Consider the following 19,772-nt stretch of genomic DNA (forward strand, 5'->3'; position numbering starts at 1 on the left):
TCAGGCCGGTAAAACCGCCGCCATTCTACGCATTTTAACGGGCGGGACTTACCACTTTTGCAAATTGCGCGCTGAGCGCGGTTAAATCGCCCTCGACGGCATCGCGAATCGTCGCTCGCCAGCTATCGTGGTTCAGTTTATCCCAGGTCAGCAGATAGCCGGCATGCAACGCCAGTTGCTCGAAGAAGATACGCTGGGTCCGACCATTACCCGCCCGGAATGGGTGCAGCACATAGATCTCACAATAGTAATGCGCCAGACGCGCGACGAACTCATCCTGCGGCAGATGAGTCAGTACCTCCTCATCTGCCAGCGCGCTCATCAGATTATTGCCCTCTTTCTCGATATATGCGCAGTGACAATAGGGGGTCTCGTCACGCCAGATATCCACGGTCCGCAACTCCCCGGCCCAGGTGTAAAGGTCCTGGAACAACGTGCGATGAATATGGCAAAGCCACGGCATACCCCTTTGCACTGGTCCCAGCTCCAGCGTCGCGAGCCGCGCGGCACTGAACGCCAGCTCAGCTTTGCGTAGCTGTGCGCTATCGTGAATATCCAGACGGTTTTTCAGCACATTATCGTTGTGCCACAGATAAGGGTCGCGTACCGCCAGAGAATTATCCGCCATATTGCCTCCTTAACGAGGTCAGCCGGGCTGAGGCCTGTTCAGGTGTGATTGCCGGTTCGTTCAGCGTATAACCCGCCAGACGACAGCTGGCCTGGTAGCTGGCAGCGCGACGTTGTTGCCACAGGGTGGCTTTCTGTTTATCGGTCAGTTTGCTGGTCATAGAGCCTCCGGCAAGCAATTTGCCCTAAGTATAAGCAGCAAATATTCGCTTTGCCGGAGAGCGGCAGGACGCGCCATCATGAAATGACGCGCCGATAAATCAGGGGAGAACTTTCGCCGAGAGGATAACGATCGGTTTTGACGGCACATTCTGGTACGGACCTACATCTTTGGTCGGCACCTGGGCCATCTTATCGGCCACATCCATTCCTTTCACAACTTTACCAAATACCGCGTAGCCGAAATCACGCTGACCGTGATCGAGGAAGGCATTATCAGTGACGTTAATAAAGAACTGGCTGGTCGCGCTGTCTTTTTCTGCGGTGCGCGCCATCGCAATGGTGCCACGCAGGTTACGCAGGCCGTTGTCCGCCTCGTTTTTAATCGGTGCGTTGGTTTGCTTCTGCTGCATATCGGTGGTGAAGCCACCGCCCTGCACCATAAAGCCAGGGATCACGCGATGGAAAATCGTGTTGTTATAGAAACCATTATTGACGTAGTCGACAAAATTTTTCACCGAAACCGGGGCTTTCTGTGCATTCAATTCGAGTTCGATATTGCCCGCAGAGGTGGTGAGCAGAACATGGGGATCGCCTTTCGCCGCCAGGGCGGAAGCGGAAATAGATGAGAGCGCTAACAGGGCTACGGCCGCTGTCAAAGTACGTTTAAACATGAAAGATTCCTTACCATGGAGAGCCAGCTCAAAAACGAGATTGATTGTAAAGAGCATGTAATACAAGAGCCAGCGTTTTACTTATATTTACGCGGCGACGGTAAATGGCCCCAATCCCGCGCCACGCAATCATTTGCGTGACTTGAATCACACTATTAATGAAATCTGATAACCATATTTCACTCTTTGTTTATTAAGGTCACAGTTGCATTTACAATTCATGACACTTTTTGCCAACTTCGGTGCTCAAAACAGGTTCCCAACATGACAAACCGTAATCGCATTGGCCTTACCTGGATTAGCTTTTTCTCATATGCGCTCACTGGCGCATTGGTGATTGTGACCGGGATGGTGCTGGACAATATCGCGCAATATTTCCAGTTACCCATCTCAGAAATGAGCAACACCTTTACCTTCCTCAATACCGGTATTCTGGTGGCAGTCTTTTTGAACGCCTGGCTGATGGTCATTGTGCCGTTAAAACGTCAGCTGATATTTGGTTTTGTGCTGATGGTACTGGCGGTATTGGGTCTGATGACCAGCCACAACCTGTCCGTGTTCTCGCTGTGCATGTTTGTGCTTGGCGTGGTGAGCGGGATTACCATGTCGATCGGCACCTTCCTGATTACCCATCTGTATGATGGCCGTCAGCGTGGCTCACGTCTGCTGTTTACTGACTCCTTCTTCAGTATGGCCGGGACGGTGTTTCCCATCATTGCGGGTATTTTGCTGGCGCGTGCTCTGCCGTGGTACTGGGTCTATGCCTGCATTGGCGTGATTTACATCGCCATCTTCGTGCTGGCGCTGTGCGTGGAATTCCCGGTGCTGAAAAACAACACCGAAACCCAGGCGGCGGAGAAAGAAAAATGGGGCATCGGCGTGCTATTCCTGTCGATTGCCGCACTGTGCTACATCCTCGGTCAGCTCGGTTTTATCTCCTGGGTGCCGGAATACGCCACCAAAACCATGGGTATGGATATTGCCGCGGCGGGCCAGCTGGTGGGGAATTTCTGGACAGCGTATATGGTGGGGATGTGGGTGTTCAGCTTCCTGCTGCGCTTCTTTGATCTGCAACGTATCCTGATGGTGCTGGCGGCCATTGCCACCGTCCTGATGTACTGGTTTGTCAGCACCAGTGACGCCAATATGCTGCACTGGATCATCATGACGCTCGGCTTCAGCTCCAGCGCCATCTACACCACCATCATCACCCTCGGTTCGCTGCAAACCAAAGCGTCCTCACCGAAGCTGGTCAACTTTATCCTGACCTGCGGTACCGTCGGCACCATGCTGACCTTTGTGGTCACTGGCCCGATTGTGGCGAGCGGTGGCGCGCATGCCGCGCTGGCAACCGCCAACGGCTTGTATGCCGTGGTGTTCGTAATGTGTGTACTGCTCGGCTTTGTCACTAAACATCGCCAGCATGGCCATATCACCCACTAAGATTGATGGGCGGACGTCAGTCCGCCCTGCGACTTAACGCCGGAAGGTGACCGCTTCCGTCTCATGCAAAAAGATCTCACTTCTCGCTGGCTCCGTTGCCGCCACCAGTTCCCCTTTACGCAACGAATAACGCACCGGCACCTGACGCCGCACCGCATCAAAACCGCTGTCTGCGGGCAGAATAATCAGGCTGGCATCATTGCCCGGCTCGATACCGTAATGCTTGAGTTGCATGGTTTTGGCGCTATTGGTGGTGATCAGCTGCAATCCTGCATCAATCTGTTCATACCCCATCAACTGACAAACGTGCAGCCCCATATGCAGTACCTGCAACATGCTGGCCGTGCCTAATGGATACCAGGGATCAAACACGTCATCGTGGCCGAAGCAGACGTTGATGTTGGCCTCCAGCATCTCCTTCACCCGGGTGATGCCGCGTCGTTTGGGATAGCTGTCAAAGCGGCCCTGCAAATGAATATTCACCAGCGGGTTAGCGACAAAGTTAATCTTCGACAGGCGCAGCAGGCGGAACAAACGCGAGGTGTAGGCATTGTTATACGAATGCATCGCCGTGGTATGGCTGGCGGTCACGCGTTCACCCATGCCCTCACGATGGGCCAGTGCCGCGACGGTTTCCACAAAGCGCGACTGCTCATCATCAATTTCATCACAGTGCACATCCACCAGCCGGTCGTAACGATTCGCCAGCGCAAAGGCAATATGTAATGATTCGACGCCATACTCGCGGGTAAATTCGTAATGCGGGATCGCGCCAACCAAATCCGCGCCGAGCCGCAGCGCTTCTTCCAGCAATGCTTCCCCGTTGGGATACGACAGGATGCCTTCCTGCGGAAAGGCGACAATCTGGATATCAATCCACGGAGCCATCTCCGCCTTCACTTCCAGCATGGCTTTCAGCGCGGTGAGCGTGGGGTCGGAGACATCCACATGGGTACGAACATGCTGGATACCGTTGGCGATCTGCCACTTCAGCGTCTGTTTCGCACGCTGTTTAACATCTTCATGGCTGAGTAACGCTTTACGCTCAGCCCAGCGCTCAATGCCTTCAAACAGCGTACCGGACTGATTCCATGCCGGTTCTCCGGCAGTTTGCGTGGTATCAAGATGAATATGCGGTTCAATAAAAGGCGCGCTTGCCAGCCCACCTTCCGCATCAAGCACGCCTTCCTGCACGCTACAGGCTGCCGACTGGGGCACCACGCGGGTAATTTTTCCCTGTTCGATTTCGATTTGCCACAGCCCATCCCGCCCCGCTAAGCGCAGGTTGTTGATCCACTTCAGTGACGTCGCCATGCCTTTCTCCCGTTGAAACACAACGTCTTAAGCTAGCACGAACCTGACGTTGCTACGAATGTGTTCAGAATCAGTGACATACCTCAAAATAGGTATATAAAGGCGCATTTGACATGCATCAATAAGCCGCAAGACGTGCGCGTTAAGGTAGCCATAGATATTTTAATTTTGAGGCAAGCATGAGCAAACACAACGTCGTCATTATTGGCAACGGCATGGTTGGCCACCGCTTTATTGAAGAACTGATCGACAAGGCTGAAGCAGGCCAGTTTGCGATCACCGTTTTTTGTGAAGAGCCACGGGTCGCTTACGACCGCGTCCACCTGTCCGCCTATTTTTCCCATCACACCGCAGAAGAACTCTCGCTGGTACGTGAGGGTTACTATGAGAAACATCAGGTCAATCTGCTGCTGGGTGAACGCGCCATCACCATCAATCGTGATGAAAAGCTGATTCACTCCAATACCGGCCGGGCGGTACATTACGACACGCTGATTTTCGCTACCGGCTCTTATCCGTGGATCCCACCGATTCAGGGTTCGGAAGGCAGCGACTGTTTTGTTTATCGCACCATTGAAGACCTTAACGCCATTGAGGCCTGTGCGCGTCGCAGCAAACGCGGCGCGGTCATAGGCGGCGGTCTGCTCGGACTGGAAGCCGCAGGGGCGCTGAAAAATCTCGGCATTGAAACCCATGTGATCGAGTTCGCGCCGGTGCTGATGGCGGAGCAGCTCGACGCCCAGGGGGGCGTACAACTGCGTCGCAAAATTGAGCAGATGGGCGTGCAGGTCCATACCGGCAAAAATACCCGGCAGATTGTCCATCACAGCAAAGGCGGTAAAACGCTGCAATTCGCCGATGACAGCACGCTGGATGTCGATTTTATCGTGTTCTCCACCGGTATTCGCCCGCAGGACCAGCTGGCGAAGCAATGCGGCCTGCCACTCGGCCCGCGCGGGGGAATTGCGATTGATGACCGCTGCCAAACCAGCGATCCGGCCATTTTCGCCATTGGTGAGTGTGCCGCCTGGCAGAACCGGACTTTTGGCCTGGTGGCTCCCGGTTACAAAATGGCGCAGGTTGCCAGTGATACCTTAGTCGGCCGCGATAACCTCTTTGCCGGTGCGGACATGAGTGCGAAGTTAAAACTGCTGGGTGTGGATGTGGGCGGCATTGGTGATGCCCACGGACGGACGCCTGGCGCACGTAGCTATGTCTGGCTTGATGAACAACGCTCCATTTACAAACGTCTGATTGTCAGTGAAGACAACAAAACGCTGCTCGGCGCGGTGCTGGTGGGCGACACCAGTGACTATGGCAACCTGCTGCAGCTGACGCTGAATAGCATCACCCTGCCGGAACACCCGGAGCGGCTGATCCTGCCCGCAGGCAGCGGCGAGAAGCCGTCGATTGGCGTTGATGCGTTGCCGGAAAGCGCACAAATCTGCTCCTGCTTCGACGTCAGCAAGGGCGATATCGTCAATGCCGTGAAGAATGGCTGCCACACCGTTGCGGCACTGAAAGCTGAAACCCGCGCGGGTACGGGCTGTGGTGGTTGTATTCCGTTGATTACGCAGGTGCTGAATGCGGAACTCAGCCGTCAGGGTATCGAGGTGAACAACCATCTGTGCGCCCACTTCCCTTATTCGCGTCAGGAGCTATATCACCTGATTCGGGTCGAAGAGATTAAATCGTTCGATGCTCTGCTGGCGAAATACGGCCAGGGTTACGGTTGCGAGGTGTGTAAACCCACCGTTGGTTCGCTGCTGGCTTCCTGCTGGAACGAACACATCCTCAAGCCTCAGCATACGCCATTGCAGGACAGCAACGATCTGTTCCTCGGCAATATCCAGAAAGATGGCACCTATTCGGTGATCCCGCGCTCTGCGGGCGGTGAAATTACCCCCGAAGGGCTGATGGCCATCGGCGCAGTGGCGCGCCAGTATAATCTCTACACCAAAATCACCGGTTCACAGCGTATCGGCCTATTTGGTGCACAACGCGACGACTTGCCCGCCATCTGGTCACAGCTGATTGCCGCTGGCTTTGAAACTGGCCAGGCCTATGCCAAAGCGTTGCGTATGGCGAAAACCTGCGTCGGCAGCACCTGGTGCCGCTACGGTGTCGGCGACAGTCTCGGTTTCGGCATCGAACTGGAAAACCGCTACAAAGGCATCCGTACCCCGCACAAGATGAAGTTTGGTGTCTCTGGCTGTACCCGTGAATGCGCCGAAGCCCAGGGCAAAGACGTTGGCGTGATCGCCACCGAAAAAGGCTGGAATCTGTATGTCTGCGGCAACGGCGGGATGAAGCCACGTCATGCCGACCTGCTGGCCGCCGACCTCGATCACGACACCCTGCTGCACTATCTCGACCGTTTTATGATGTTCTACATCCGCACCGGTGACCGCCTGCAACGCACCTCCGTCTGGCTGGAAAGTATGGATGGCGGCATTGATTACCTGCGCAAGGTGATTGTGGATGACAAACTCGGTCTGAACAGCCAGCTGGAGAGCGAACTGGCACGCCTGCGTGACCTGGCAGAGTGCGAATGGGCAGCCACCGTCAACGATCCCCAACAGCAGAGCCATTTCGCCACCTTTATCAACAGTCCACAGCGTGACCCGCTGATACAGAATATCAACGTCCGCGATCAGCATCGCCCGGCGCGTCCCGCTGAGCGCATTGACGTCACCCAGATTGAGGAGACCAACGCATGAGCCAGTGGAATGCCGTCTGCGAACTGAGCCAGATTCTGCCCGCCACCGGCGTATGCGCCCTGGTTCAGGGACAGCAAATTGCCATCTTTCGTCCCACACAGGATCAGCAACTGTACGCCCTGAGCAATATCGACCCCTTCGCCGAGGCCAGCGTGCTGTCACGCGGCATTATCGCCGAACATCAGCAGGCATTATGGGTGGCCAGCCCGCTGAAAAAACAACGCTTCCGTCTGAGCGACGGTCTCTGCCTTGAGGATGCATCACGTTCGGTAGCGAGCTACCCGGTGCGCGTCAGCAATGGCCGCGTAGAAGTGTGCGTCTGACTGATTTTTTACTTTTTGAGAAATTTTTATGTTTACTGATACCCTGGAAAAATGCGCTGCTAACGCGGCGCGAATCGCGCGCACCGCGCAACAAAGTCCGCTGGCATTCTGGATCGGCTCGGCAATGGCAGGCGCGTATGTCGGGCTGGCCATTATCCTGATCTTCACCCTTGGTAACCTCGCCGACCCGGCTTACCGTCCGCTGATTATGGGTTCGACCTTCGGCATCGCATTAACGCTGGTTCTTATCGCCGGATCCGAGCTGTTCACCGGTCATACCATGTTCCTGACCATTGGCGTCAAAGCAGGCGCGATTCGTCATAGTCAGATGTGGTGCATACTGCCGCAAACCTGGCTGGGCAACCTGCTGGGTTCGGTGCTGGTGGCGCTGTTTTATTACTATGCAGCAGGTGCGTTGCTGCCCAATGCCGGTTCCCTGATTCATAGCGTGGCACTGGCCAAAACCAGCCAGACCGCGATGGCGCTGTTCTTTAAAGGGGCGCTGTGTAACTGGCTGGTATGTCTGGCGATCTGGATGGCGGTTCGTACTGAAGGCGCGGCGAAGTTTCTTGCTATCTGGTGGTGCCTGCTGGCGTTTATCGCCTCTGGTTTCGAACACTCGGTTGCCAATATGACGCTCTTTGCGCTGTCATGGTTTGGTCAGCATAATGCAGACCTGACTTTGCAAGGCATTGGCCATAATTTGCTGTGGGTGACGCTGGGCAATATGTTCTCTGGCATGGTGCTGATGGGCCTCGGTTACTGGTACGCCACACCGCAGGCACAACGGCCACAGGCTGCATCGTCCGCCAGTGCGCTCAAATCGGCATAACGCACCACATTCCGTAGCGGCGCGATTTATCGCGCGGGTTTTTCCTGAAAATAGCGCAATAAATTGCGCCGCTACGGAAGTTTAATACTACGCCCTCGCAGTTTTTAGGATCAGCTATGGATTACTTTCCCCTGTTTTGTCGCCTTCACAGCAAACGCTGTTTGCTGGTGGGCGGTGGTGATGTCGCAGAGCGTAAAGCACGCCTGTTACTGGACGCCGGTGCAGACCTGCACGTCGGTGCGCTGGATTTCTCCCCTGCTTTTCAGCAATGGGCACAACAAGGGAAAGTGGTGCTACTCAGTGGCGCTTTCACTGAAGCCTGGCTGGATGACTGCTGGCTGGTGATTGCCGCCACCGATGATGATGCAGTGAATCAACAGGTGGGCGCAGCCGCAGAAGCACGCCGGATTTTTTGTAACCTGGTGGATGCGCCGGAACAGGCCAGCGCCATCATGCCTTCGATTGTTGACCGCTCACCGCTGATGATCGCCGTCTCTTCTGGTGGTCGCGCACCAGTACTGGCACGGCTGTTGCGCGAAAAACTGGAAGCCATGCTGCCGCAGCATCTCGGGCAACTGGCGACTCTGGCCGGTTCACTGCGCGAGCGGGTGAAAAAGCGGTTTAACAGCATGGCGCAGCGCCGTCATTTCTGGGAACGCTTCTTCGCCAGCGACCGTCTGGCACAAACCCTTGCCAATGGTGACCAACCTCGCGCGGATGCCCTGGTCGATACCTTGTTCGATGCCCCGCTGTCGCAGCAGGGTGAAGTAGTGCTGGTCGGTGCCGGGCCAGGGGATGCAGGCTTGCTGACGCTGAAGGGCTTACAACATATTCAGCAGGCCGATGTGGTGGTATATGACCGGCTGGTATCAGACCCGATACTTAATCTGGTGCGCCGGGATGCGGAACGTATCTTCGTGGGTAAACGCGCCGGACACCACTGCGTCCCGCAAGCGGAGATCAATCAATTGCTGCTGGAGCAGGCACAGCGCGGCAAACGCGTGGTGCGGCTCAAAGGCGGCGATCCCTTTATTTTTGGTCGCGGTGGTGAGGAGCTGGAAGTGCTGGCGCAGCATAATATTCCTTTCAGCGTGGTGCCCGGCATTACGGCAGCATCGGGCTGTGCGGCCTACAGCGGCATTCCGCTGACTCACCGCGATCATGCGCAGAGCGTGCGTTTTGTCACAGGCCATTTGCAACAGCATGGCAAAATTGAATGGCAAAAGCTGGCTGCGGAACAGCAGACGCTGGTGTTTTATATGGGCCTGACGCAGGCACCGGAGATTCAGCGGCAGCTGATGTTGCATGGCATGGAAGCGGAGATGCCGGTCGCGCTGGTACAAAACGGCACCACGCCGCAACAACGTGTGGCAACAGGGACCCTGGGCGAGCTGGCGACGCTGGCTCACCAATTTGCCAGCCCGGCGCTGATTATTGTGGGACGGGTGGTCGGCCTGCGTTCACAGTTGCGCTGGTTCTGATAAAAAAACGGCGGACCATGATGGCCCGCCGCGCTGATTTACCTGCGCTGCCGCTTACGGCTGGGCAACAAAACCCACCGCTTCGTAGACTTTCTTCAGCGTTTCCTGCGCATGTGCACGGGCTTTGGCCGCGCCATCACGCATCACCTGGTTAAGGAAAGCTTCGTCATTGCGATAGCGATTATAACGCTCCTGCAACTCGACCAGCATGCCGGAAACCGCATCCGCGACCGCACCTTTCAGATGGCCGTACATTTTGCCTTCGAATTCCTGTTCCAGCTCGGCGATGGTTTTCCCCGTCACACCCGAGAGAATATCCAGCAGGTTCGATACCCCGGCTTTCTCTTTGATGTCGTAGCGCACCACTGGCGGCTCTTCGGAATCTGTCACCGCACGCTTGATCTTCTTCACCACGGATTTCGGATCTTCCAGCAGACCAATCACGTTGTTGCGATTGTCGTCTGATTTCGACATCTTTTTGGTCGGCTCCAGCAGCGACATCACGCGCGCCCCTGATTTCGGGATGAACGGCTCCGGCACCTTAAAGATATCGCCATACAACGCGTTGAAACGTTGTGCGAGATCGCGACTCAGTTCCAGATGCTGCTTCTGATCTTCCCCTACCGGAACCTGGTTGGTCTGATACAGCAGAATATCGGCAGCCATCAGCACCGGATAATCAAACAGACCGGCATTGATGTTCTCTTCGTAGCGAGCGGATTTATCTTTGAACTGCGTCATGCGGCTCAACTCGCCGAAGTAGGCGTAGCAGTTGAGGACCCAGCTCAGTTGGGCGTGCTCCGGTACATGCGACTGAACAAAAATGGTGCTTTTGTTCGGATCGATACCACAGGCAAGATACAACGCCAGCGTATCCAGCGTGGCCTTACGCAGCGCGACGGGATCCTGGCGGACGGTAATGGCGTGCAGATCGACGATGCAGTAAATGCAGTGGAAATCATCCTGCATCTGCACCCACTGACGCAGCGCACCCATATAGTTGCCAATGGTCAGTTCACCGGAAGGCTGGGCGCCGCTGAAAACGATGGGTTTGCTCATGCTTATGTCCTGATAATCACAGCCCGAGAGCGGGCAGAAGTTCGTCAAAAGAATCGAGAGTTAAATCGGGTTGGCTGCTGGCGATAGGTTCGCCGTAGTTGTAGCCAAAGGTCATGCCGATGTTCGGTACACCTGCCGCCTGGGCAGCGAGAATATCATTGCGTGAATCGCCAACAAACAGCAATTGCTGTGGCAGCACGCCAAATCGTCCCAGTACGAGGAAGATCGCCGCTGGATGCGGCTTTTTCACTACCACATCATCACCGCCGATGATCAGTGAAAAGTATTCGGCAATCCCCAGCGAAGCCAGTAAAGGGGCAACAAACGGCGTGGGTTTGTTGGTCACAATCGCCAGTGGCAACCCTTTTTCAGCCAGTTTTGCCAGCGTGGCTTTCACCTGAGGAAATAGCGTACTGCCCGCTTCCACCGTTTCCGCGTAATACTTATCAAACAGCGTCCGTGCATCACGCTGTTCATTGTCTTGTGGTTCGCGGCCCAGCGCCCAGGTCAGTGCCCTGGTCATCATCACATCAGCCCCGTTGCCAATCCAAGTCGAAGCACGCGCCACGCCAGCGGGTGGCAATTGCAGATCGGCCAGAGCATGATCGATAGCCTGTGCCAGACCTGGCGCGCTGTCCACCAGCGTGCCATCGAGATCAAACGCCAGCGCGTGAATATCAGTGAAATGAGCCATTAACTTTCTCCAGTTCGCCGCGCATATCATCGATCACTTTTTTGTAATCGGGGTGACCAAAGATGGCAGAACCGGCAACAAACATGTCCGCACCGGCGGCAGCGATCTGAGCGATATTGTCGATTTTCACCCCACCGTCCACTTCCAGACGGATATCGTAGCCGCTTTGGTCGATAAGGCGACGCGCCTGACGCAGCTTATCCAGCGTACCGGGAATAAAGGATTGACCGCCAAAACCAGGATTCACTGACATCAGCAGGATGATATCCAGTTTATCCATGACGTAATCAAGATAGCTGAGCGGGGTTGCCGGGTTGAACACCAGACCCGCTTTACAACCGTGTTCTTTAATCAGTTGCAGGGTACGGTCAACATGCTGGCTGGCTTCCGGATGGAAGGTGATGTAGCTGGCACCCGCTTTGGCAAAGGCCGGGATGAGTTCATCAACCGGTTTTACCATCAGATGAACATCAATAGGTGCCGTGATGCCATAATCGCGCAGCGCTTTCAGCACCATCGGCCCCATGGTCAGATTGGGAACATAGTGGTTATCCATCACATCGAAATGCACCACGTCACCACCTGCCGCCAGCGCCCTGGCGGTGTCCTCACCCAGACGGGCAAAGTCAGCAGAGAGGATTGAAGGGGCCAGTAAAAATTGTTTCATCCGATTCTCCCAATTTTGTGCGCCAGCATGCGCTGGCGTAATGCGTTGGTCGCGGACGAAACAGGCTAGCGGAAAAGCGCCAGCAGTTCGTCTACGTGAGTGCGACCACTTATGCTTCGGCTGATGGAACGCCGGGCTTTGACAACGTGTAGTACCGCATTCCGGTACCACTCACGCGTCAGCTTAGTATCGTGGTTGGAAATCAATACCGGGATCCTGCTCTCTTCCGCCAGCATTGCCGCCAGCTCCGCCAGATGCTGCTGCTCACGCAGGCTGAAACTGTTGGTGTGGTAGGCGGTAAAATTAGCCGTCGCTGTCAGGGGGGCGTATGGCGGATCGCAATACACCACCGAGCCTTGATGCGCGCGGTTCAGAGTAACATCGTAAGATTCGCAGACAAAAGTCGCTTTTTGCGATCGCTCAGCAAACCATAACAGTTCCGCTTCCGGGAAGTAGGGTTTGCGATAACGACCAAAGGGCACATTGAACTCGCCACGCAGGTTGTAGCGGCACAAACCGTTGTAACCATGACGGTTGAGATACAGAAACAGCACGGCACGATGATAGATATCACGGCTGGCATTGAAAGCGATGCGCTGCGCGTAGTAAAACTCCGCACAGTTAGTTTCCGGTGTGAATAGCTTACCGGCATCGTCAATAAATTCCGCAGTGCGCGTTTTGACAATGTTGTACAGATTAATCAGGTCACTGTTGATATCGGCCAGATGATAGCGCTCGTAGTCCGTGTTAAGAAACACAGAACCAGCACCGACAAAAGGCTCGATCAGGCAGTCGCCTGGTGGCAAATGACGACGAATATCGTCAAGGAGCGGGTATTTCCCTCCAGCCCATTTCAGGAAAGCGCGATTTTTTTTCATGCTGTCGTGGTTATTACATCTTAATTATTGGCTGTGGCGGAACCGACAGCAGATCTGCGCTTAAAACGGGGCCACATTAACGCGGCCCCACAATGATTATTCGCTCTCTTTTTTAACCTGGCTCAGGGGTTTCACCCAGGGATTCTGCGCCCGGACTTCAGCCGGCAGAGAAGAAACCGCGCGTTTAGCATCAGCCGGTGTGGCATAAGAGCCGCTGACCAGCACATACCACGGTTGACCATTACGGCTGGTTTTATACACGTGGTAGCCACTGAGATTCTGTTTCTTCGCCCAGGCATTCAGGCTCTCTGCCTTCGATGCCCCGCTCAGTTGCAGCGTATAGTTGCCTGAAGGCAGAGATTTGCTGGCACCACTGCTGACTGGCGCGGCACTATGGGCCACTGTCGACTGTGGTTTGCTCTCTCTTACCGCTGGCTTACTGGCCGCTGGCGCTTTGTGCGTACCTGGGTGCGTTTCGCGCTGGCTGCTGGCGGCACGCGGTTTCTCTTCACGTGCAACCGGCGGAGTGATGGCTTTACCGCTGCCGCTGACGGTCGCAGGTGCTGTCGGCAGCGAGCTGCTACCCTGTGCGCCCTGCGCGGCGTTATCAACCTGCCCCTGCTGATTATTCAGCGCGCTATTGAGATCGCCCGGCAAGGTGACACGCTGCTGGTTCGGTGGGGTTTCAACCGGTGCAGCCTGAGTAGGGGTAGATGACACGGAAGGCATAGAAATGGATTGAGAACCGTTCGCGTCCGTCTGCGGATTGCTGGTATTTGGCGTCGCACCACCTTCAGTGGAAGGCATTGCACTCTGCTGGCCGCTCATGGAAGTCGAGCCGGAGAGATCAATATTCTTTTCCGAACCGCCAGTCGCAGGAGCCGCGCTGTTATTGCCAGTGTTACCTGCCGTATTCGCTGGCTTCTTGCTTTCATCGCCGCCATTTAGCGCAGAGCCGATACCCAGCACCAACAGCAACAGAACCAAAATCCCTATCCCCATCATCATATGCTGACGGGAAACCGGCACTTTTACTTTCGGCGCAGACGACGATTTGCGGGGCCGCGTGGGACGACGGTCACTGGCATCAGGTTTTAACTCGTCTTCCGGTTTAAACTCATCCATTTAGCCTCCTCCGTAAAACGGCACGCATCCGACGTACCGCATCACCACTCTCTTTTTTACCCATCATATTTTGCGTCGCAGCTGCGTTGGCAGCGATCAGGGACGATAGATAGCCGTTCCCTGGGATTCGCCCACCAGCCGCGTTCCTGCGGCTCGAATGATTCAGGGTATTATAATGACTTCTGACAATCGTTAATTGCAGCCAGCACCATATCATGTGCCACGCCAGCACGCACTTCAGAGCGGCCAATAGCGAGAGGCAGCACCAGACGCAATTCACCCGCCAGCACTTTTTTATCACGCATCATATGCGGCAGATACTCTTCCGCAGCCATGCTCGCCGGGCCATGCACCGGTAAACCGGCACGCAACAGCAGCGCAATAATGCGATCGGTATCAGCCGTGCTGAACTGACCAAGACGCTCAGCGGTACGCGCGGCCATCACCATGCCAGCCGCAACCGCTTCACCATGCAGCCAATTGCCATAGCCCATGTGGGCCTCAATGGCATGACCAAAAGTATGGCCGAGATTGAGCAGCGCACGCACACCGGTTTCACGTTCATCGGCAGCGACCACTTCGGCTTTCAGCTCGCAGCAGCGGCGAATACAGTAAGCCATGGCTTTTTCATCCAGTGCCAGCAGAGCATCAAGATTTTGCTCCAGCCACTGGAAAAAATCACCATCCAGAATGATGCCGTATTTGATGACTTCAGCCAGACCCGACGCCAGCTCACGCGGCGGCAGGGTTGCCAGACAATCGGTATCCACCACCACAGATGCTGGCTGATAAAACGCGCCAATCATGTTTTTGCCGAGGGGGTGATTAACGGCGGTTTTGCCACCAACGGAGGAGTCAACCTGAGAAAGCAGCGTCGTCGGCACCTGAATAAAGCGCACGCCGCGCTGGTAGCTGGCCGCAGCAAAACCGGTCAGGTCACCAATCACACCGCCGCCAAGGGCAATCAGCGTGGTATCACGGCCATGCGGTTTTTGCAGCAATGCCGTAAACACATCATCCATCACGGCCAGCGTTTTGTACTGTTCACCATCGGGCAGGATCACCTGATCCACTTTCACCCCGGCAGCACTCAACAGTGCCGACAGTTTATGCAGGTAGAGGGTTGCCAGCGTCTGGTTGGTAACCAGCATGGCATTGTCACCTGCTTTCAGCGGCCAAAAAGAAGCCGGATCGTTAAAAAGCCCGGCAGCTATGGTGATGGGGTAACTGCGCTCCCCCAGTGAAACAGTGATCTTCTCCATGATGACCGATACCTATTACTTAGCCCTCAGGCGCTGGATCAACTTTTTTCCAGCATGTTGATGATCTGATTAGCCACTACTTTCGCGCTCTGATCGTCAGTGCGGATAGTGACATCAGCGATCTCTTCATAAAGCGGATTACGTTCGCCAGCCAGTGCTTCCAGTACTTCGCGCGGCGGAGAATCAACCTGCAGCAGCGGGCGCTTTTTATCACGCTGGGTGCGGGCAAGTTGCTTTTCGATGGTGGTTTCGAGGTAGACGACCACACCGCGGGCGGAGAGACGATTACGGGTTTCCCGGGATTTGACGGAACCGCCACCGGTCGCCAGCACGATGCCCTGCTTTTCGGTTAGCTCGTTGATAATTTTCTCTTCACGATCGCGGAAACCCGCTTCGCCTTCAACGTCAAACACCCAGCCCACATCCGCTCCGGTACGTCGCTCAATTTCCTGATCGGAATCGAAAAATTCCATATTGAGTTGCTGAGCTAACTGACGACCAATAGTGCTTTTGCCGGCACCCATCGGCCCAACCAGAAAGATATTGCGTTTCTCTGCCATTTTGTCGGTATTACTAAGAATTCGTTGATGATACCCCGCGTTCAGCTTTTGCTGGCGGGACAGGAACTGAGACCTCATGAGCGTTAGCAAGAGTCAGACGAAAAATTATCTCAACACTCATGGCCGTTTGGCAACCGAATAAATTGCCCCCGGCGACCTCTTAACAGGACCGGTCTGTGGTTCGCGAGACGGTAACGCACCTCCGCTACCCCTTTAATACTTCAGGTTACAGGTATACTGGTTGCGAACAATTATCCCCAATCACCTACTGCTCCGGGGGATTCGCTCCCTTGTTGCCTTCCTGCAACACACATTATTTGGGGTGTACATTCTTCTGACGCCAGTATCGCTTGTGACTGTCGCCCACCGGGAGGTTTTTTGTCGCGTTCCGTTACACCGTTTAAAAATCGCTAAACCTTGTAAGCTAATTCCTGTCCTGCGTCAACGCAGTTGGCATCATTGAGCGAATTTTCCTCATTATCCGGACGTAAGCGCTGCTTCCCTGACCAGTCTGGGTGTGATGAAAATCACCAGCTCCTTTTTTTTATGCTCATCCGTTTGATGGCGAAACAGATTTCCCAGCACCGGCAACGCCCCCAGCCAGGGCACACGATGCTCACCCTGAGAACGCTGCTGCTGGAAAATCCCGCCCAGCGCTAAAGTTTCGCCATCGCGCAGCGTTACCTGCGTGTCGATTTCCTGTTTATCGATACTTAACGCCTGATGTTCGCCGGTGTTGATCGTGCGCCCCGGCATGTTCTGGCTCAGCCGCAGCTTTAACTGAATGCGTCCATTTCCCAATACCACAGGTGTCACCTCCATCCCCAGCACCGCTTCTTTAAATTCAATCGCCGTCGCGCCACTGTTGCCGGATTTCACCTCATAGGGAATTTCTGTCCCCTGTTTAATAGTGGCGGTTTGCTGATGTGACGTAAAAAGCCGTGGACTGGCAATGATTTCAATCTGACTTTCCTGCTCCAGCGCACTCAGCTCAAGGTTGAGTAACTCTCCCCCCACCTGCCCGAGTGTCACTCCCATGCGAAAGGCCGGATTACTCACCGCCAGTGGGATCTCCAGCTGTGGATTTCGCAGGGCCTGCATCACGTCTTCTGCCGGCGACATCCCCCAATTCACCCCCAGTTCGCGCAAATGCTCCTCGCTGATGGTCACGATATGGGCCGACAGCTCGACCTGTTCCAGCGGTAAATCCAGCGCGCCAAGCCAGCGAACCGCCTCCTTTAATGCCTGTGGCGTATCACGTAACAGCAAGCTGTTGGTGCGACTATCCACCGTGGCGCTGCCGCGTGGTGTCAGCAGCGAGCGTTCCGCCTGCAAACTGCGCCAGACATCGCCAGCATTGGCGTAATGAAAGGTCACGGTTTGTTGTGCCAGCGCGATTTGCTGCTGCTGTTCTTCCCGCTCCGCTTGGGCTTTTTGCGTCTGCCATTGCTGCCAGCTTTCCGGATAAACCAGCAATACCCCCTCTTCGTGCACCACACTCAGCCGTGCCAGCCGGGATACCAGCGTCAGCGCCCGCTGCCAGTCAACATCTTCCAGCCGCAGCGAGAGCCGCCCTTCAACGCCAGGCGCAATCAACAGGTTAGTTTGCTGATAATCCGCCAGCGCCTGCAAAATGCGCTCAACTGGCGCATCGTCGAATATCAGGCTCAATCGTTGTTCAGTCGCGTGCAGCGGCGCGGTCAGCCACAGCAGCAACAGCATCCATGCCTTCATCCGTGGCATAAAAACCTCCTTTTATTTGTAGTGTGATCTGCTGTGATGAACAGCTCTGGTCCGCATACAGGTGCAGCGTTCGTGACGTGACCTGCTGCACACGCCAGCTCGAAAGGGGTAAAAACATCTGCTCAGTCAGCCTGATACTTTTTCCCTGTGGCGAACGCAGCCAGGCGACATAACGCTGGGGAGTGCCCACGATGCCCTGCAACCGCCATCCTTCAACTGAGGTAACGGCGGTATGACAAACGGCTGGCGCAACGGGCTGGAAAGGGTCACGGGCCAGCGCAAGGGAGTTGTACAGCGCCAACAGCAGGAAAACGCTACTGCGCATCGCTCTTCTCCAGCCAAAGCTGCGCCATCAGGGTGCCCTGTTCCGACTGCAACTGAAAGCGTTCGGGGACGGGCAATGTCGTGTGCGCCAGCTCGGCAAACAACGGAGTGAACTGTTGCCAGTTCAGCCTTAATACCACCTGTTGCGGCTGGCTTTCTGGCTGCCATGCGTCCAGTTGCGTGCCTCGCGCGGCCAGGATGGACTCCAGCCGCTGTGGCGAGTCATCCATCACCAGCGGCTGCTGTAACCGGCTGATTTCAGCAATCAGTTCATCCGCTGCGGGCCACAAAGCCAGCTGTTGCTGACGCTGTTGTTCCAGCTGGGTCTGCTGTATCAGCTGCCGGTCCCGCTCAGCCCGCGCCTGTTGCTGGGGCAACAGCATGATCAGCCAACCCGCCGCCAATATGGGTAATGACAGCGCCAGCAGCCAGGCTGCTCGCCACGGTAAAGTCAGTTGTCGCCAGCGTTGCAACCATTCATTCACCGCTCACCTCCTGGACCTGGGCACGTAGAGTGAACCGATAGTGTCCATCTGGCTGGCGTTGCACATTCCCCTGACGAATTATTGGGAATAGCGGCAACGTTGCCAGTTGGTCGCGAAAATCACTCACCGCTGCCATCCCGGATGCTACCCCTTCCAACAGCAATTGCCCCTGCCTGCGTTCAATGCGGCTGAGCCAGAGCGTTTCCGGCATCAGCTGCGGCAATTGCTGCCAGAATTGCTGCCAGGCCAGATGCTGCCACTGTCGGGTCTGTTGCCTGCGTTGCGCCTGCGCCAGGAGATCACGCTGTTGCAGTAAGGCCTGACGGGCGTGAAGGTGTTGCTCCAGCACGCTAAGCCGTTGAGAGACGGCGTGTTGCTCAGCACGCTGCTGCTGCTCTGCGTGATACCCCTGCCAGCCGCCTGACAACACCACCAGCAGAGCGGTAACCGGTGCGCTCGCCAGTATCATGAGGCTGCGCTGACGCTGACGTTGCCACTGCTGGATGCGCCAGGGCAGCAGATTTACCGTCAGCATCAGACATCCTCCGGACGTAATGCCAGGCCGAGGGCCAGCGCAAAAGCGCCATCGTTTTCCGGCTGCGGTAGCTGTAAATAACGCAGGAGCGAAAAGGGTTTGATGGCGGTAAGCCCGTCGACAGGTGCCGTACATAACATCGTCTCTGCCTGGGGAAACGTCTCCTGTAAATGCGCCAACGACAGTGATTCGGTACTCGACCCGGAGACAATCTCTGAACCGCCCAGATACCACAGCCAGTGATCACTCAGCGGATGAATCAGCAATTGTTGCGGGTTGAGCCGCAAACGTAGCGCAACCTGCGCCAGTGCCAGGCTGCTCAGCTCAAACACCTCAGGCTGTAAACCAGCCTGCTTTAAGGGGGTAAGCCATTGTGCAATCACTTCGCGCCGTGCCGCAGTGATACACAACTGTGATAAGGAAGATGCGCGATAATCCAGCGCTAATGTCGCGGGTTCCACGGGAAATAACCGTTGCGCAGACGCCTGCACATAACGGTGAAGTGCCGGTTCACGCAGCGTGGTGTCCGGCAGAGGCAACGCACGTTGCAACACCAGTTGCGACGGCAGCCCGACACGCAATGAATAGCGCCCGGGCAGCTGGCGTCGCCACTGCTGCAAAAGCGCCAGCAGTGCGGGTGATGACTGCAGAACACCGTTTCTTAACGTATCCTGCGGCAGTGTCTGCTGCTGCCAGTGCCTGAGTTGCCAGCCATGACGACGGCGCTGGATAGCCACCGCACAAAACTGTCCATTTTGAATATCCAACCCAATTTGCCAGCGCTGAAAAGCCATGCGCGCGTTCTCCTTATCCTTAGAGGTAAAAATCCTGAATATCCTGCGTTGCAGGATGGCAGCCGGTGCATAA

At 55.6% G+C, this 19,772-nt stretch carries 21 protein-coding genes; 5 read left to right on the top strand and 16 right to left on the bottom strand.

The genetic code is table 11. The features are described from left to right. Positions 1-34: 34 nt before the first annotated feature. The 3 genes from CUN67_RS18460 to ppiA all read right to left on the bottom strand — a co-directional run bounded on the left by CUN67_RS18460 (position 35) and on the right by ppiA (position 1,460). The gene (locus tag CUN67_RS18460) at positions 35-628 is read right to left on the bottom strand and encodes a putative adenosine monophosphate-protein transferase Fic (protein ID WP_208716730.1); all 594 of its coding nucleotides are present in this window, start codon (positions 626-628) and stop codon (positions 35-37) included. Next, positions 618-788 carry a YhfG family protein gene (locus tag CUN67_RS18465; RefSeq protein WP_208716731.1) on the bottom strand — a complete coding sequence of 57 codons (171 nt, stop codon included), beginning with the start codon at positions 786-788 and terminating at the stop codon, positions 618-620. Before CUN67_RS18465 ends, CUN67_RS18460 begins: the two co-directional genes overlap by 11 nt. Before the next feature lie 99 nt (positions 789-887). Next, positions 888-1,460 carry a peptidylprolyl isomerase A gene (ppiA, locus tag CUN67_RS18470; RefSeq protein ID WP_208716732.1) on the bottom strand — a complete coding sequence of 191 codons (573 nt, stop codon included), beginning with the start codon at positions 1,458-1,460 and terminating at the stop codon, positions 888-890. A gap of 264 nt (positions 1,461-1,724) precedes the next feature. Between ppiA and tsgA the strand changes: the two genes are divergently transcribed. Further along, a complete protein-coding gene (tsgA, locus tag CUN67_RS18475) occupies positions 1,725-2,903 on the top strand; it encodes an MFS transporter TsgA (protein ID WP_208716733.1) in 1,179 nt (392 codons plus the stop codon). A 33-nt stretch (positions 2,904-2,936) separates the two neighbouring features. On the opposite strand, the gene CUN67_RS18480 is transcribed toward tsgA, so the two are convergent. Continuing rightward, complete coding sequence (locus tag CUN67_RS18480) at positions 2,937-4,217, bottom strand: cytosine deaminase (protein ID WP_208716734.1); 1,281 nt, start codon at positions 4,215-4,217, stop codon at positions 2,937-2,939. Between the two features lie 179 nt (positions 4,218-4,396). Here CUN67_RS18480 and nirB point away from each other — a divergent pair, with 179 nt between their 5' ends. From nirB to cysG, 4 genes are all read left to right on the top strand, one after another. Continuing rightward, entirely contained in the window at positions 4,397-6,937 is a 2,541-nt protein-coding gene (nirB, locus tag CUN67_RS18485; RefSeq protein WP_208716735.1) for a nitrite reductase large subunit NirB, read from the top strand. Further along, on the top strand, positions 6,934-7,260 hold the full coding sequence (gene nirD, locus CUN67_RS18490) for a nitrite reductase small subunit NirD (RefSeq protein ID WP_208716736.1): 327 nt from the start codon (positions 6,934-6,936) through the stop codon (positions 7,258-7,260). Before nirB ends, nirD begins: the two co-directional genes overlap by 4 nt. A gap of 28 nt (positions 7,261-7,288) precedes the next feature. Next, positions 7,289-8,092, top strand: coding sequence for a nitrite transporter NirC (gene nirC, locus CUN67_RS18495; RefSeq protein WP_208716737.1), 804 nt, complete (start codon positions 7,289-7,291; stop codon positions 8,090-8,092). A 116-nt stretch (positions 8,093-8,208) separates the two neighbouring features. Then, on the top strand, positions 8,209-9,573 hold the full coding sequence (cysG, locus tag CUN67_RS18500; RefSeq protein WP_208716738.1) for a siroheme synthase CysG: 1,365 nt from the start codon (positions 8,209-8,211) through the stop codon (positions 9,571-9,573). 54 nt (positions 9,574-9,627) lie between these two features. On the opposite strand, the gene trpS is transcribed toward cysG, so the two are convergent. From trpS to pilM, 12 genes are all read right to left on the bottom strand, one after another. Further along, positions 9,628-10,632: a tryptophan--tRNA ligase gene (gene trpS / locus CUN67_RS18505; RefSeq protein WP_208716739.1), complete on the bottom strand. Its 1,005-nt coding sequence runs from the start codon at positions 10,630-10,632 to the stop codon at positions 9,628-9,630. A gap of 16 nt (positions 10,633-10,648) precedes the next feature. Then, entirely contained in the window at positions 10,649-11,326 is a 678-nt protein-coding gene (locus CUN67_RS18510; protein WP_208716740.1) for a phosphoglycolate phosphatase, read from the bottom strand. After that, the gene (gene rpe / locus CUN67_RS18515) at positions 11,310-11,993 is read right to left on the bottom strand and encodes a ribulose-phosphate 3-epimerase (RefSeq protein ID WP_208716741.1); all 684 of its coding nucleotides are present in this window, start codon (positions 11,991-11,993) and stop codon (positions 11,310-11,312) included. Before rpe ends, CUN67_RS18510 begins: the two co-directional genes overlap by 17 nt. Before the next feature lie 65 nt (positions 11,994-12,058). Beyond that, positions 12,059-12,871: an adenine-specific DNA-methyltransferase gene (gene dam, locus CUN67_RS18520; protein WP_208716742.1), complete on the bottom strand. Its 813-nt coding sequence runs from the start codon at positions 12,869-12,871 to the stop codon at positions 12,059-12,061. A gap of 96 nt (positions 12,872-12,967) precedes the next feature. Next, on the bottom strand, positions 12,968-13,996 hold the full coding sequence (locus tag CUN67_RS18525) for an SPOR domain-containing protein (protein WP_208716743.1): 1,029 nt from the start codon (positions 13,994-13,996) through the stop codon (positions 12,968-12,970). 170 nt (positions 13,997-14,166) lie between these two features. Then, complete coding sequence (gene aroB / locus CUN67_RS18530) at positions 14,167-15,258, bottom strand: 3-dehydroquinate synthase (protein ID WP_208716744.1); 1,092 nt, start codon at positions 15,256-15,258, stop codon at positions 14,167-14,169. A 38-nt stretch (positions 15,259-15,296) separates the two neighbouring features. Then, entirely contained in the window at positions 15,297-15,818 is a 522-nt protein-coding gene (gene aroK / locus CUN67_RS18535) for a shikimate kinase AroK (protein ID WP_041525861.1), read from the bottom strand. A 477-nt stretch (positions 15,819-16,295) separates the two neighbouring features. Next, positions 16,296-17,552: a DNA uptake porin HofQ gene (gene hofQ / locus CUN67_RS18540; RefSeq protein ID WP_208717265.1), complete on the bottom strand. Its 1,257-nt coding sequence runs from the start codon at positions 17,550-17,552 to the stop codon at positions 16,296-16,298. Then, positions 17,497-17,886, bottom strand: coding sequence for a HofP DNA utilization family protein (locus CUN67_RS18545; RefSeq protein WP_208716745.1), 390 nt, complete (start codon positions 17,884-17,886; stop codon positions 17,497-17,499). The genes hofQ and CUN67_RS18545 overlap by 56 nt, the downstream gene beginning before the upstream one ends. Further along, positions 17,876-18,370, bottom strand: a complete 495-nt coding sequence (locus CUN67_RS18550; RefSeq protein WP_208716746.1) for a HofO family protein — start codon at positions 18,368-18,370, stop codon at positions 17,876-17,878. Before CUN67_RS18550 ends, CUN67_RS18545 begins: the two co-directional genes overlap by 11 nt. Beyond that, positions 18,363-18,905 carry a PilN domain-containing protein gene (locus CUN67_RS18555; RefSeq protein WP_208716747.1) on the bottom strand — a complete coding sequence of 181 codons (543 nt, stop codon included), beginning with the start codon at positions 18,903-18,905 and terminating at the stop codon, positions 18,363-18,365. Before CUN67_RS18555 ends, CUN67_RS18550 begins: the two co-directional genes overlap by 8 nt. Continuing rightward, positions 18,905-19,699, bottom strand: coding sequence for a type IV pilus biogenesis protein PilM (pilM, locus tag CUN67_RS18560; RefSeq protein ID WP_208716748.1), 795 nt, complete (start codon positions 19,697-19,699; stop codon positions 18,905-18,907). Before pilM ends, CUN67_RS18555 begins: the two co-directional genes overlap by 1 nt. Positions 19,700-19,772 lie beyond the last annotated feature (73 nt).

Origin of the sequence: Pantoea cypripedii (assembly GCF_011395035.1) — a bacterium.
Taxonomy (GTDB): domain Bacteria; phylum Pseudomonadota; class Gammaproteobacteria; order Enterobacterales; family Enterobacteriaceae; genus Pantoea; species Pantoea cypripedii_A.

Excerpts from the sequence above, each read along its gene's own strand:
- CUN67_RS18460 (WP_208716730.1), bottom strand. The coding sequence starts at position 628 with ATGGCGGATAATTCTCTGGCGGTACGCGACCCTTATCTGTGGCACAAC.
- CUN67_RS18465 (WP_208716731.1), bottom strand. The coding sequence starts at position 788 with ATGACCAGCAAACTGACCGATAAACAGAAAGCCACCCTGTGGCAACAA.
- ppiA (WP_208716732.1), bottom strand. The coding sequence starts at position 1,460 with ATGTTTAAACGTACTTTGACAGCGGCCGTAGCCCTGTTAGCGCTCTCA.
- tsgA (WP_208716733.1), top strand. The coding sequence starts at position 1,725 with ATGACAAACCGTAATCGCATTGGCCTTACCTGGATTAGCTTTTTCTCA.
- CUN67_RS18480 (WP_208716734.1), bottom strand. The coding sequence starts at position 4,217 with ATGGCGACGTCACTGAAGTGGATCAACAACCTGCGCTTAGCGGGGCGG.
- nirB (WP_208716735.1), top strand. The coding sequence starts at position 4,397 with ATGAGCAAACACAACGTCGTCATTATTGGCAACGGCATGGTTGGCCAC.
- nirD (WP_208716736.1), top strand. The coding sequence starts at position 6,934 with ATGAGCCAGTGGAATGCCGTCTGCGAACTGAGCCAGATTCTGCCCGCC.
- nirC (WP_208716737.1), top strand. The coding sequence starts at position 7,289 with ATGTTTACTGATACCCTGGAAAAATGCGCTGCTAACGCGGCGCGAATC.
- cysG (WP_208716738.1), top strand. The coding sequence starts at position 8,209 with ATGGATTACTTTCCCCTGTTTTGTCGCCTTCACAGCAAACGCTGTTTG.
- trpS (WP_208716739.1), bottom strand. The coding sequence starts at position 10,632 with ATGAGCAAACCCATCGTTTTCAGCGGCGCCCAGCCTTCCGGTGAACTG.
- CUN67_RS18510 (WP_208716740.1), bottom strand. The coding sequence starts at position 11,326 with ATGGCTCATTTCACTGATATTCACGCGCTGGCGTTTGATCTCGATGGC.
- rpe (WP_208716741.1), bottom strand. The coding sequence starts at position 11,993 with ATGAAACAATTTTTACTGGCCCCTTCAATCCTCTCTGCTGACTTTGCC.
- dam (WP_208716742.1), bottom strand. The coding sequence starts at position 12,871 with ATGAAAAAAAATCGCGCTTTCCTGAAATGGGCTGGAGGGAAATACCCG.
- CUN67_RS18525 (WP_208716743.1), bottom strand. The coding sequence starts at position 13,996 with ATGGATGAGTTTAAACCGGAAGACGAGTTAAAACCTGATGCCAGTGAC.
- aroB (WP_208716744.1), bottom strand. The coding sequence starts at position 15,258 with ATGGAGAAGATCACTGTTTCACTGGGGGAGCGCAGTTACCCCATCACC.
- aroK (WP_041525861.1), bottom strand. The coding sequence starts at position 15,818 with ATGGCAGAGAAACGCAATATCTTTCTGGTTGGGCCGATGGGTGCCGGC.
- hofQ (WP_208717265.1), bottom strand. The coding sequence starts at position 17,552 with ATGAAGGCATGGATGCTGTTGCTGCTGTGGCTGACCGCGCCGCTGCAC.
- CUN67_RS18545 (WP_208716745.1), bottom strand. The coding sequence starts at position 17,886 with ATGCGCAGTAGCGTTTTCCTGCTGTTGGCGCTGTACAACTCCCTTGCG.
- CUN67_RS18555 (WP_208716747.1), bottom strand. The coding sequence starts at position 18,905 with ATGCTGACGGTAAATCTGCTGCCCTGGCGCATCCAGCAGTGGCAACGT.
- pilM (WP_208716748.1), bottom strand. The coding sequence starts at position 19,699 with ATGGCTTTTCAGCGCTGGCAAATTGGGTTGGATATTCAAAATGGACAG.